We start from the raw sequence: 13,378 nt of genomic DNA, 5'->3' as shown, positions 1-13,378 counted from the left end.
ACATAACATAAGCTCCTATGTGAGCTGTTGAACATAGATTCACCCCTGTCCCTGTCAGGGTAAAAATAATCACTTTCCATAATGCTTGTAACTTGTAACAAAGGAGTGAAGATAAATCGTTTATAAAGCAGCACCTTATCTACTTATGTTAGGTATTTTTATCGTCACTTTGGATGGGTTGTGGATCGTGGATGTAGCTGACTCTTATGATCTCTACCCTGGATCAGCATGGGCCCTTTTGGCAATCGGATTATGCATGATGATATTCGCTTATATCATGATTCAGCATAAACGGAAGCAAGAGGCTCCAATGAAGGATGAAGTTCAAGAAATACATGCTGAGAGGGTGCCAGCACAGCAATTCGTGAATCGAATGTGGAAAGACCGAGAGGCTGTAGGCGGCAGACTGATTTTGTCTCTCCTAATCATCCATGCAGTTATCGCTGTCTTTCACCTCGGTCTGGCTTTACGTATGATACAGATCACCATATTCGTGGGCATCATTTGCTTCTCGTTTTTCTACATTATGAATGATGACAGGGGAGACCTGAAGGAGCAAGAGGAGGATTTAAAGCCTGAAAGTCATTTTATGCAAACCTTTATGCGTCTGATTGATTACAGGCAACATCCTTTTAGTCTAGGACTTCTTGTGTTTCTACTCATTGTGCTTACATTCCTGATTTCAAAATGGTTCGGGTGGGAGATCAGCTTTGATACAGGTGGGAATCCGCTCTATGTCATGAGTCTACCGACTTCTGCCGTTATATTATCAGGTCTAGTCTTTGCTTGCGGACTGATCTATATCAATCAGCATTGTGATTTCTTCGGGCTTCGCCAAACAGATCAAGGTGCGTACAGGCTGTTTCAGATTCATTTCTATGAAATTATTGCTTGCGGGGCCTCCTTTTTCATCTGGCTCGGAATTATTATTCTAAGTTGGTTTTTTGCCTAGATGGTTGGGGTTGGACACGGTGGGTGATAAAAATAAGCGTATGTTCCCTTGAGATAGGTTGGCGTGGATGACACATACAAAAAGGCAAACCCATGAACTAACAAAGGGTTTGCCTTTTTCTTTCTATTTATCGAATACCAACGATATACCGATACATCTGCAATTGATCTTACGATCACGATCAGACTCACGCATGTACCGGATGAATCTTGGTGTTATCCCTGATCCTTCGGTGCCAGCTCAATGGCGGAGCGGATGGCAGCCAGCATGCTTTTGTCATCGGCGATGTTCTTACCCGCGATGTCGAAGGCTGTACCATGATCGACCGACGTACGAATGATGCCGCCCTTCAGACCAACGGTGATGTTCACGCCTTCCTCGATGCCCATTACCTTAATTGGCGCATGGCCTTGGTCGTGATAGCAAGCTACAACAATATCGAAGTCGCCGCGGCCAGCGCGGAAGAAGAGTGTGTCCGCCGGGAGTGGACCAACAACGTTAATGCCTTCCTTCTGCGCACGCTCAATGCCGGGCTGCAGCTTCTCTTCTTCTTCTCCGTTGCCGAACAGTCCGTTCTCTCCGGCATGAGGATTGATTCCGCATACGGCTACGCGCGGATTCTCAAAGCCTGCTTTTTTCAACGTATCATGGGCAAGCTTCACAACGGTGTAGGTTCTTTCCGGGTTGATACTCGCGATGGCATCAATCAGACCCATGTGTGTCGTCAGGTGAATGACTCTCAGATTAGGCGTCGTCAGCATCATCGAGAAGTCCTGCGTATCCGTCAGGTCCGCCAGAATTTCGGTGTGTCCTGGATACAGGTGCCCTCCTTGATGCAGGGCTTCCTTGTTCAAAGGTGCTGTGCAGATGGAGTGAATCTGGTGTTTTTTGGCCAGATCAATGGCTTTGGCGAGAAACTGGAATGCTGCATCCCCAGCCACGGCAGATACTTTGCCGTATTCCAAGTCCGCAGGGACAAGGTTTAAATCAATCACATCTACAGTACCGAATTCATACTTGGCTTCGGAAGGCTCTTGAATCGCGTTAACGTTCAGGCTTGAGCCGATGATCGGCAGTACGCGCTCCAGAATCTTCGCATCACCAATCACGAGTGGATTGCACTGATCATACATCTCTTGATGACCCAGTGCTTTCATAATAATCTCCGGTCCAATACCTGCTGCGTCGCCCATCGTAATTCCGATTGTAGGTTTCATACGAGAATACCTCCTTTTAATTTTTGAATCGCATGGATAAAGACATCTGGTTTGCCGAATCCGCCTGCCTTGGTAATCACATGCAGATCATCAATGCCTATGAACTTGGAGATCGGCACGCCGATTTCAAGCTCATCCAGCAGCTCGAAGCCGCTAATATTCCATTTCAGACAGATTTGTTTTGCCGTATCGCCACCAGTCATGGAGACACCCTTGAACAGTCCCTCTTCCAATAGTCTGGCACAGATCTCACCCATCGCGAGTACAATTTCATTGCTAACTTCGGTGTGATTAAGTCCCCGAACTTCGCCCGTGGCACGAGCCAATTCAATATCAATCTGTTCAGCGGTGGAGTAAAGGACGACATCTTGTCCTTCCAGCGCTTTGTCGCGGACCTCGTTATAGACACGTTCCATCTCTTCTGCACGGTCTGCGGTCGCGGATACCGCTTTGAAGGAGTGGAAGGAGACAGAAGCCACGCGGGATTTGCGCAGCAAGCGACTCAACTGCTCGCGCGAATTTTTGTTTACACTGCCCACCACCGTCAGGATTGGACCCGGATTCTCGGGTATGGTTAGCGCGGTAGACTTGGATTCAAGTGCAAAGTGAGCAGGGAGGTAGTTGGCAATACCCGCTGAGCCTGCCCAGGCAAAGGTATAATCCAACTCGCGAGTCATCTGTAGTACCAGCTCCAGATGGCTTTCCTCGGTGGAGTCTACCAGGACGTAAGGAGTATTGTTTTCCTTCAACTGTTTCAGCTTGGCACAAAGATGATGCTGGCCGGCTTCCAGATCGGCGACGGTGATCTCGCCAACTTCGTACTTGGTTTGAAGTTTCAATAAGTCCGGAAGGTAGGAAATCGTTACAGGTGTCTTCGGATCATGGGCAATTTCAGTATCTGCCAGTGGAACGCCATTCAGGTAATGAATTCCGTCCAGAATAGTCCGGTTATTTTTCGGATATCCTGGAGCAATCATCATAAAATCAGGCTTAACTACATCATACACAGCATCAATCTCGATGCCGATATTGCCGCGCATGGTGGAGTCCATCTTTTTGAAAATCGTCTCAAATCCATTATTCGTTAGCAACTCAGCAGCCCGATATACACGTTCATACGCTTCCTGCGGAGATATGGAACGACTATCTGTATCAAAGACGACAGCATCGTATTGTGTAAGAGGTTCTTCATTCATATTAAAAAGAACACTGGTCTTCAAGCCATGGCGGGCAAGCTGCACCCCGCTGTCATTGGCACCGGTCAAATCATCTGCAATAATGGCTAATTTCATGCAGTCATCCCTCCTTGTAAGCACAATTTTATAAAAAGTCCGTTCGGATTAGATTGTCAATTAAATTCATCAGATCAGATCAAAATCATTTATGTGGTTGGTCGTTGATTGTATTTCTCGACGCCACCTGATTTCTCCAGTCGTTTGGAGAGGAACCCGATGAAGATCGGTAACAGGATAGCTGTCGTTACAACGCTCGCCGCAATTTGCACCGTAGCAATCTCCGCAATCGGGCCAAATGAAGCATTAGCAGCCACGATGGCAGCAGGTGTACCTACCGCATTGCCGGCTGTTGAACCTTCGGAAGCACCAACAATCGGGTTCCAGCCAATGGCTTTGAACAAGAAGTATCCGATTCCGCCTGTGAGAAGCACGGTTAGAACACCAAGCAGAATGCCACCTAGACCACCTTGGATGATGGAGGAGAAGTTGATTCCCATACCCAGGGAGAATGCAAAGAACGGAACAAGTTTGTCACTGCCTTTGTAAAGCCAATCCCCCAGATTACGGTCCAGATTACCAATAATGACACCAACGATGAGTGGAAGCAATACAGCAACGAATGCCATCGGGGAGAACATGCCGTTCGCAAAGCCCATTGCACCAAAGATCGAGAGCGCTACCATGGTCAGGAATGGACCATCACTGAGCGCGAGGAAAGGGTAAGCTGCCTTGTCATCTTCTTTACCGTATTGACCAGCGAGTGCGATGTAAAGACCACCGTTAGAGTTGGTCATCGCAGCGATAATGGCAAGTGGGGCCAGACCCAGGAATAAACCGCTTGAATCCGCAAACAAAATAGCGATAAAACCAAGGCCTGCACCAATCACCCATTTGAACGTAAGCAAGGTCAAACCTTTGCCGACAGATGAACCTGCCGTTTTGAACGTAATCTGTGTACCGGCAATTAACAGGAACAGCGCAATCAGCGTACTGGCACTATTAACGAAGAGAGCTTCCGTGAATCCACCAATGCGCAGAGCATTCGGGAAGAATGTATTGATCGTTGCACCAAGCAGCAGGGGGACAACCATCATACCGCCAGGGATGCGATCTAAAGTTGCTTTAATGTTCATAGTAGTTAGCTCCTTATGAAGTAATCGTTTTTATGAAGCGCTTGCAGGGATTATATTATCCCATATCGTTTAATATAGCAACAATAAATTATTGTAAATTTTAAATAAGTATTATAGTGTTTAAAAATGCAACACAACAAGGCGATAAAAAAGACGCAAACTTAAAGTTAATCTTTAAGTTTACGCCATAATGTGGCCCGGTTAATCCCCAGACGCTCCGCAGCCTTCGATTGATTGTTGTTTTCCTCCTGAAGCACAATCTGAATCACTTCTTTTTCGATCTCCTTCAGCGTACCGTTCAACTTCATTGGACTTGAAGAAGGTTGCTGATCCAGCAAGCGGGATAAGGTAGCGGTGGAGATGACATACTCCTGCTCATTGAGTGCAGCCTGCTTGATCAGATGTTTCAGTTGGTTGACATTCATATGTGTGATCTGTTCTTGGATCAGCTGCAGTGCATCTTCTTTTATTCTAACCGCAGTAGTTCCGTACTTCTGGTAATATCCCGTAAGAAAATGCTGCATCAGTGGGGCCAGATCTTCTGGTCTATCCGCAAGATTTGGCATCATGATTGTATTAAGCTCCAGATCGAGTGACCAATGTGGGTTCAATGCCTGCTCCCCAAGTATAAACACCCCAATCCGGTTATGAAGGCAGCTCTGGATAAAGGAGAGCAACTCCGGATCTTCCATACGTGTCTCCATGTGGTTAATCTCTACATTTCGAACCTTGGCGAGTGGTATCTTGTGCAAATGACCGGAAGGCACTTGTGAGAGATCGATCTGTAATAACAGTCCGCCGGCAGAGTACATCTGATGAATATGTTTGACTAGAAAAGATTTACCGGAATCCGCTTCACCTAGCAGATAGATCGGTTCATGATTCTCGTAAAGTGCCCGAATGTTCTTTAATACCGCCTGCATGGCAGGGGATTCGGCAACGATAGGCTCCATCGATGCGTCCGTGAACGTTGTTATGCCGAATTGTGCAAAGGCATAGGGTTGTCCTTTTTCCAGCATGTATACCTTGTAGTTCTTGTTGTCCAGGGTCGTTTCATAGGCGTTAACCGTGAGCTGGTAATCGTCCACCATGAACACATTTTGGACCTGGGATTGGTGGAATTCCAGACTCGTGTTGGTCAGATACATGTGATTTTCGGTCAGCGGATTGTTCTCAAAGTCGGTCAGGTTCTCGAATACGACTTCATTCCGTTCATTTAAAATAAGCAAATTCGGATGTTCCCGTGTAACCAGGTCATTCAGTATGATCGATATCGCATGATTTTTGCTCAAATAACGGTAGACCAACTGCGCATCTGCCATCGCTCTAAGGATGGATTCCTGACCGGATTGGATTAACAATCCCTCCAGACCATAGGTCTTCGCGGTGTTGACGGTGATCACATCCCCGACAATCTGGCGGTACCCGGAAGCTTTCAACTCCAGGAGCAATCGTGCCACATCTTCCGAGCTATGTATGGTATAGACCTTGAGGGGCAGATCCATCAGATCAATAATCGATTGTGCACCAGAGGTGATGTTGGAGAAACCAACAATCGCTGTCTGACCGTTAAACTGGCTTGCCAGGGTGAGTGAACGAATCATATCATAACCCGATAACTGCACATCAATGACGGGAATGGTCACTGCTTTTTTAATCAATTGGGCGGTACCGCCGCGGCTGATGATAATCTCTGCCCCATTTTTCTCAGCTTGGGTTGCTAGCTCCACGCCTTTCGCCAAGTCGCCCACGTCTGTCTGAATGGTTAACTGGGGAAAACGGGGAATGCACTCTTGTATAATAGGAATCATCGATTCGTAGGGAGCAATAAAGTGAACTCGTGTACGCATAATTTTCCTGCCTTTATCGAAAACTTTGATCCCCCTATTATAGCCAACTTGCGAAGGAATGGCACCTATGGGGGGAATCAACACGGCTACATCCGAAAAATGGATATGGATATGGCTTAACTCACCAAGTGAAATGTGATGAAGTGCACTGAATCGAATCCTTAACTATTTCAAAATTAATGGATCATTGCACACGCTAAGTATAGAGAAATGAGGAGTTTTATATGGGAGACATTCATAAAGTAGCTGAGCCAGATCACATCATTAAGGATGTTGTCGCAAAGTTCCCGTGCAGAGTCCTGTGGAGTGAAGGCCGTCCATGTCTGGAATATCAACGGGAAGAGGATTTAGCCCAGATCGAAGAATACATCCGTACAGTGTACAATGTTGAGCTGTTGGATGTGTTTTTCACCGCGGTGGAGAGCCTTCCGGTTGAGCTATAGATCGGTCAAGTATGATGATTTAGGCAAAGGGTTAAAGCGCCATACACCTTCCAAAATACATGGTAAAATAAATAGAAATGTTTATTATTTTGGGGGGAGCTCATGAGAATTGTGTTGAAGAGATTTGGGTATGGCGCCTTGGCAACATTAGGTATCATATTATTGTTCATTATAATTAGTTACACGAATCATACGATTAAACTCAGGAGTGAGTTGGCTATTCTGTTGCCACCAGGTGTAAAAGTTAACGTAAATAATCACCAGATGCACGTCTATACCGAAGGCGCTGGATCACAAACGTTGGTCTTTCTGTCGGGTGGTGGCACATCCGCACCTGTATTGGATTTTAAGGCGCTCTACTCCAGATTGTCGGAACAATACAAAATTGCTGTGATTGAGAAGGCGGGCTACGGATTCAGTGAAACGGCGAAGGTGTCCCGTGATATAGATACGATATTGGAAGAAACCAGAACAGCTCTGACTTTGTCGGGTCAGAATCCACCGTATGTTTTGTTTCCACATTCCATGTCAGGCATTGAAGCCCTATATTGGGCACAACGGTATCCAAACGAAGTGAAGGCGATCATTGGATTGGATCCTACCATTCCAGAAGTATATGAAGCATATCCTTTGCCCTCGAGCGGTATGATGAGCGTTACAAGTTTGGGAGCACGAATGGGGATTACGCGCTTTTTCCCTGGGATTGTGGATTCATCCGCTGCAATTAAGGAGAATCATCTGTCTACTCAGGAAGAGGTAATGTATCGGGCATTGTTCTACAAGAACACCCAGACATCGAACATGAATGAAGAAGTTAGAATGATTAAACAGAATGCAGCAAAGGTTGCAAAGCTAGGAATTCCGGATGTACCGATGTATTTCTTTATATCTAATGGAAAAGAGTTGCCCGTTGAGAATTGGCAAACGTACTTAATAAGTTATATCGAGTCTGTAAAAATGGGACAATATCAGATTCTAGATAGCAATCATTATATACATAATACAGATCCAGATCGGATCGCAGAGGAGAGCATGAAATTCATTAATGAACTGTGAAAAGGGAAGAAGAGAGTTAGGAGAGGGTTTTCGGATCATGAGACGACACTACAGGTGCTCGTCTTTTCTTATTTTGCGCTATGATCGTGTAAATTTGGATCGTATGGACTCCAATTGCCATCGTGAAATGTGAAACGTATGTGGGCGTATTCATGTATTATAGTATACATATGAACTTTTCGGAGGAGGAACACGTAATGGGAATCTTATCGAGGTTTAGAGACGTGATGAAAGCGAATGTGAACCACATGCTGTCTCGGGCAGAAGACCCGGAGAAGAGTGTGAATGAGTATATGCGCAACCTGAGCAGTGATCTGGGGCAGGTGAAGGCCGAGACGACGGCGGTGTTGTCGGATGAGAGCCGGGCGAAGCGAGCACTGGATGAGTGCAGCGCCGAGGTCAAGAAGTTACAGCGGTACGCAGAGAAATCGGCGGAGTCCGGAGATGAAGACAAGGCACGTAATTTTCTGGAGAAGAAAGTGAAGCTGGCTGACAAATTAAACGAATTACAGGCTGCCTATGAACGTGCTTCCGCCAAAGCCAAGATGATGAAGCATATGAACGATAAGCTGGTTGCCGATCTGGGGCAACTGGAAGCGCGGCATGCCGAACTGAAAGGACGCATGGCAGATGCGAAGGCGCAGCAACAGACCAATGAACGGAATGCATCTGCGGGCAAGGCTGATGCCGCATTGAAGGCCATGGAAGACAAGGCCAACCAGGCATTGAACGAAGCAGAAGCGTTGGCAGAACTGCGTGCTGGAGCACAGGAAGATGATCTGGACGAATTAATCGCCCAGCTCGAGAGGGACATGAACGCAGATGCGGGTAATAATGAACATGCTTCGCCAAGTGCGGATGAAGAACTCGCAGCGATTCAGGAGAAGCTGAAGAATAAATAATACGTTACACCATTTCGTTAACATTGAGGTGAGCAGATGCCGGTTATTGAATATAAATGTCCCAACTGCGGCAGTGGTATGATCTTTGACAGTGTGTCAGGTGCACTATCCTGTCCCAGCTGCGGCCGCCAGGACAACATAGAGCAGATTCCCGATCCATTGAAGAGACAAGTATTCACCGAAAATGAGGTCAAGGAATACCACTGTAACAGCTGCGGAGCTGACATTGTGACAGAGCCGGAGACGAGTGCGACGACATGCAGTTTCTGTGGTGCAGCGGTTGTACTCAGTGATCGGCTGACGGGCAATCTTGCCCCCGCGATGGTGATCCCCTTTTCGATCAACAAGGATCAAGCCAAACAGGCTTTCAAAAAGTGGTGCAAAAACGGCTTGTTAACGCCAACTGGCTTCATGTCCGCCGATCGAATTCAGAGCATTACCGGCATGTACGTACCGTTCTGGTTGTATGAATTACATAACAAGATCGAAGTACATGGCCGTGGCACCAAGGTCAGATCCTACACCCAGGGCGACTACCATTACACGGAAACACAGCATTTCGATATATATCGCCGAATTCGGCTGAATTACGTGAATCTGCCCATCGATGCATCGGAGAAAATGAAGGATGAACTGATGGATAAGCTGGAGCCTTTTCCATATAATCAGCTGAAATCGTTCAAGACCCCGTATCTGGCGGGGTATATTGCGGAAAAGTATAGCTATACGGACGAGGAACTTTTTCCACGGGCCAAGGATAAGACGAGATCTTACATTGATTCTTATATTGCCTCAACCGTATCTGGTTATAGCAGCGTGAGCTATACAGATAAACAGATTGATACCACGCTCAAACATGCGGACTATGTGCTGCTCCCGGTGTGGATGGTCAACTATGACTACAATCGGGCACAGTATACCTTTGCCATGAATGGACAGACAGGTAAAGTGGTCGGTAAACCGCCGATCAGCAAAGCCAAAGTGGCTGGATGGTTCGCAGGAGTATCTGCCGTCTCGTTGCTGTCACTGAAGCTGGTCTCCTGGATGATGGGAGGTGGATTCTTATGAGAAAAAGAACCCCTCTTGTCATCGTGATGGCTACACTCATTTTACTAATGGTAACGCTTGTCGCTCCGTTGATTCCCATGTCATCGGCATCCGCAGCGGAGAGCAAAAATCTCATCTACGATGAGGCCAACCTGCTAAGTGAGCAGGATAAGGTTGAGCTGAATGCACTTGCGAATCAGTATGGCGCGGAACGGCAGACGGACTTTGTTATATATACCTCCAATAACGAGGAGCATAAAAGTGAAATACTGCTTACCGAGGATTTTTATGACGATCAAGGATTTGGTTACGATAAAAAGCATGGAAACGCAGTTATTCTTACAATAGACATGTACAATCGGAAGATGTATCTGGCTGGTTTTTACAAAGGGGAAGAGTATATCGACAATGGTAGAGCCGATAAAATTACGGCCAAAATTGCCCCAGATGTATCGGACGGAAATTATAGATTGGCTTTTGAAAAATATTTGGAGCTCTCCTACGAATATATGGATCTTAAACCCGGGGTCAATCCGGATAATATCCTCTTCAATACGTGGTTTCAACTTGCTGTATCCGTGGCAATCGGAGGAATTGTAGTTGGTGTAATGACCTATCGTTCTGGTGGGCGAGTCACAGTCAATCGTGCAACGTATGAGGATTCCAGTAATTCCAGTGTAATTGATCGTCAGGATCGGTACATTCGTACAACAGTCACCAAACGCAAGATTGAGAAAAACAATAACAACGGTGGCGGTGGAGGGGGCGGAGGCACAACCCGGGGTGGTCATTCCCATAGCGGTAGCAGCCGATCTTTCTAGCATCACGGACATTCGCAATAACTTAATGCAGGCATGTTGGGTACACAATGCTTTCTAATAGAAGGGATGGGAACAAGTATGGGATTTTTCAGAAATCAGTTTTCGAATGTGGTGGAATGGGAAGAGTTTAGAGATGACATGATATTTTGGAAGTGGAGCAACCGGGAGATCAAGAAGGGGAGTAAACTTATCATCCGTTCTGGTCAGGACGCCATTTTCCTGAATAACGGTAAAGTGGAAGGGATTTTTGAGGACGAAGGATCATTTAATATCGATTCCGAGATCATTCCGTTTCTTTCTACCTTAAAAGGGTTCAAGTTCGGATTCAACAGCGGCATGCGAGTCGAAGTATTGTTTGTAAATACCAAAGAGTTTACCGTGCGCTGGGGCACGCAAAGTCCGGTATTAATTCCGACACCACAACTCCCGGGTGGAATGCCGATTCGGGCCAATGGTACGTTTAACTTCAAAGTGAGTGACTATGTGACCTTGATCGATAAGATTGCAGGCATCAAGCAGAGTTATCTGGTGGAGGATGTAAAAATCCGTATTACTTCCGTGCTGGATCAGCTTCTAATGAAGTGGATTAGCCGTGAAGGGAAGGATATGTTTAACCTGCAGGCCAATGCATCGGATATTGCCAAAGGGATTCAGGAAGATCTGGATATGCAGATGATGGACATCGGCATTGGGATTACCGGATTCCAGGTAATGAGCTTCAATTATCCAAAAGAGATTCAGGATATGATTACGAAGACCGCTTCCCATGAGATGATTGGTAATCTGCAAAAGTATCAGCAGGTCAGCATGACAGACGGTATCTCATCCGGTAAAGTACAGGGCGGCGGCGCGGCCTCGGATATGGCAGGCATGATGATGGGTATGAACATGGCCAATGAAATGATGAAGAACATGAACCAGAACCAAAACCAAAACAACAACAATGCCAATTCGTCTCAGAATCAGAACGCGGACCAGAAGCCAGCGGGCAATAGCAACGGTGATGCAGGTAACTCTCCATCTACAGAGGGCAACAAGAAGCCTAACTTCTGTCCGAACTGTGGAGCCAAGAATGAAGGCGCCAATTTCTGTCCAAACTGTGGTCAAAAGCTGGGTTAATAAAATAAACACAGGTAGGGGTTAGGTTCGCAGGAAGTGAAATTACTGCGGAGCTAGCCCTTTTTTTTGTTGGGATGCATAGTTATTACAACAGGGTGATGAGCGGCAAGCCAATTTATTTATTGTAGTTTAGATAAAACAGTTGACAACTAATCACAAATCATATATCTTTAAATTAAGATATTTAATTTGAATATAAAACCCAACACAAACAAATATCTTTAATCCATTACATGAGGAGAGATCAAGATGATGATCCCAACATTGACCAGAATTAATGAACTTGCAAGAAAAGCCAAAGAGGGCGGATTGACGGAGATGGAGAAAGAGGAACAGGTTAATCTTCGCCAGGAATATCTGCAAACTTTTCGCGGTTCGGTCAACGACATTCTCTTGAATGCAACCATCTATGATCCGAACGGCGATGACGTGACTCCTGATAAATTGAAACAAGAACAGGCCAATCAAAATAACAAATAGAAATCATTCACCAGACCATATATCTTAATTTAAAGATAATACAAACTTACTATAAATGAATCAACGATCTAAACTATCTCATTTATCAAATGATCTCTAACACCTAGCAGATTCCAAACATGCTTACCAAACCAAGGAGGAATTAATCATGACTATTCAAACAGCAGGTATTCACCATATTACAGCTTTCGCAGGGGATCCACAGGCCAACGTTGACTTTTATGCCGGAGTTCTGGGACTGCGTCTCGTGAAAAAAACAATCAATTTCGATGCACCTGATGTATACCACCTGTATTTTGGAGACGAACATGGAAGCCCAGGTACCATCATTACCTTCTTCCCATCCGCTGGATCACCACGGGGCAAAATTGGCGGAGGACAGGTCGGTATCACTTCCTATGTCATTCCTCCTGGGTCGATTGGCTTCTGGCAGAACCGGCTGGAACAGTATAACATTGAGGTAACTCAGACAACTCGCTTCAATGAAGAGCTGCTTCAATTCGAAGATAGTGAAGGCCTGCGGCTTGAGCTTGTTGAACGGGAAGAGGGAGCAACCAGCACTTGGACACACGAAGGAATTCCAACAGATAAAGCCATCAAAGGCTTTGGCGGTGCTGTCCTGTTCAGTGTAAACCCGCAGAGAACGATGGATGCGCTTGAGAAAATTTTGGGATTTGTCAAAGTGGGTGAAAATGAAGAGTATGCCCGTTTCCGGTCGAGTGGAGACATCGGTAATGTTGTGGATGTTCCGGTGACCCGTATACCTCTGGGCATGGGTGGAGCTGGAACGGTGCATCATATTGCATGGCGCGCCACTGATGACGTGGAACATGCACAGTGGAGTGAAGCTGTACGTGATTACGGGTATCAACCGACGCCAGTTCGGGATCGTCAGTACTTTAACGCGATCTACTTCAGAGAAGCTGGCGGTATCCTGTTCGAGATTGCTACCGATCCTCCGGGCTTTGCCAAAGATGAACCTGCGGATTCGCTCGGACAAAAATTGATGCTGCCAGAGTGGTTCGAGAAATACCGCGCTCAAATCGAGGACAATCTGCAACCAATCGTGGTAAGAACACTCGAACCTGCTACAACTGCGAAATAAGAAGAGTTCTATTACTAT

The 13,378-nt window shown here is 46.1% G+C and carries 13 protein-coding genes; 9 read left to right on the top strand and 4 right to left on the bottom strand.

Annotation, left to right across the window (positions count from 1 at the left end):
• Nucleotides 1-145: 145 nt before the first annotated feature.
• Nucleotides 146-952 carry a hypothetical protein gene (locus ACX9NY_RS22615; RefSeq protein WP_472475205.1) on the top strand — a complete coding sequence of 269 codons (807 nt, stop codon included), beginning with the start codon at nucleotides 146-148 and terminating at the stop codon, nucleotides 950-952.
• 215 nt (nucleotides 953-1,167) lie between these two features.
• Here the strand turns inward: ACX9NY_RS22615 and pdxA are convergent, their stop codons facing one another.
• The 4 genes from pdxA to ACX9NY_RS22595 form a co-directional block, all read right to left on the bottom strand.
• Nucleotides 1,168-2,169: a 4-hydroxythreonine-4-phosphate dehydrogenase PdxA gene (gene pdxA, locus ACX9NY_RS22610; protein WP_339239049.1), complete on the bottom strand. Its 1,002-nt coding sequence runs from the start codon at nucleotides 2,167-2,169 to the stop codon at nucleotides 1,168-1,170.
• Nucleotides 2,166-3,461, bottom strand: coding sequence for a four-carbon acid sugar kinase family protein (locus ACX9NY_RS22605; RefSeq protein WP_339239050.1), 1,296 nt, complete (start codon nucleotides 3,459-3,461; stop codon nucleotides 2,166-2,168). The genes pdxA and ACX9NY_RS22605 overlap by 4 nt, the downstream gene beginning before the upstream one ends.
• Before the next feature lie 89 nt (nucleotides 3,462-3,550).
• On the bottom strand, nucleotides 3,551-4,537 hold the full coding sequence (locus tag ACX9NY_RS22600; RefSeq protein WP_339239051.1) for a 2-keto-3-deoxygluconate permease: 987 nt from the start codon (nucleotides 4,535-4,537) through the stop codon (nucleotides 3,551-3,553).
• A gap of 167 nt (nucleotides 4,538-4,704) precedes the next feature.
• Nucleotides 4,705-6,387: a PrpR N-terminal domain-containing protein gene (locus ACX9NY_RS22595; RefSeq protein ID WP_472475202.1), complete on the bottom strand. Its 1,683-nt coding sequence runs from the start codon at nucleotides 6,385-6,387 to the stop codon at nucleotides 4,705-4,707.
• Nucleotides 6,388-6,611: 224 nt separating this feature from the next.
• Here ACX9NY_RS22595 and ACX9NY_RS22590 point away from each other — a divergent pair, with 224 nt between their 5' ends.
• The 8 genes from ACX9NY_RS22590 (at nucleotide 6,612) to ACX9NY_RS22555 (ending at nucleotide 13,360) form a co-directional block, all read left to right on the top strand.
• A complete protein-coding gene (locus tag ACX9NY_RS22590) occupies nucleotides 6,612-6,830 on the top strand; it encodes a hypothetical protein (protein WP_472475200.1) in 219 nt (72 codons plus the stop codon).
• Between the two features lie 102 nt (nucleotides 6,831-6,932).
• Nucleotides 6,933-7,886 carry an alpha/beta fold hydrolase gene (locus ACX9NY_RS22585; RefSeq protein ID WP_472475198.1) on the top strand — a complete coding sequence of 318 codons (954 nt, stop codon included), beginning with the start codon at nucleotides 6,933-6,935 and terminating at the stop codon, nucleotides 7,884-7,886.
• Nucleotides 7,887-8,083: 197 nt separating this feature from the next.
• A complete protein-coding gene (locus ACX9NY_RS22580; RefSeq protein WP_339258287.1) occupies nucleotides 8,084-8,788 on the top strand; it encodes a PspA/IM30 family protein in 705 nt (234 codons plus the stop codon).
• Between the two features lie 36 nt (nucleotides 8,789-8,824).
• Nucleotides 8,825-9,856 (top strand): TFIIB-type zinc ribbon-containing protein, encoded by a 1,032-nt coding sequence (locus ACX9NY_RS22575; protein WP_472475196.1) that lies wholly within the window; start codon nucleotides 8,825-8,827, stop codon nucleotides 9,854-9,856.
• Nucleotides 9,853-10,656, top strand: coding sequence for a TPM domain-containing protein (locus ACX9NY_RS22570; RefSeq protein WP_472475194.1), 804 nt, complete (start codon nucleotides 9,853-9,855; stop codon nucleotides 10,654-10,656). Before ACX9NY_RS22575 ends, ACX9NY_RS22570 begins: the two co-directional genes overlap by 4 nt.
• A gap of 78 nt (nucleotides 10,657-10,734) precedes the next feature.
• Nucleotides 10,735-11,775 carry an SPFH domain-containing protein gene (locus tag ACX9NY_RS22565; protein ID WP_339258291.1) on the top strand — a complete coding sequence of 347 codons (1,041 nt, stop codon included), beginning with the start codon at nucleotides 10,735-10,737 and terminating at the stop codon, nucleotides 11,773-11,775.
• Nucleotides 11,776-12,027: 252 nt separating this feature from the next.
• Complete coding sequence (locus ACX9NY_RS22560; protein WP_339242865.1) at nucleotides 12,028-12,255, top strand: DUF896 domain-containing protein; 228 nt, start codon at nucleotides 12,028-12,030, stop codon at nucleotides 12,253-12,255.
• 148 nt (nucleotides 12,256-12,403) lie between these two features.
• A complete protein-coding gene (locus ACX9NY_RS22555) occupies nucleotides 12,404-13,360 on the top strand; it encodes a ring-cleaving dioxygenase (RefSeq protein ID WP_472475191.1) in 957 nt (318 codons plus the stop codon).
• Nucleotides 13,361-13,378 lie beyond the last annotated feature (18 nt).

The organism is Paenibacillus sp. CB74 (genome assembly GCF_055687625.1).
This window is presented reverse-complemented; position numbering and strand designations above follow the sequence as displayed.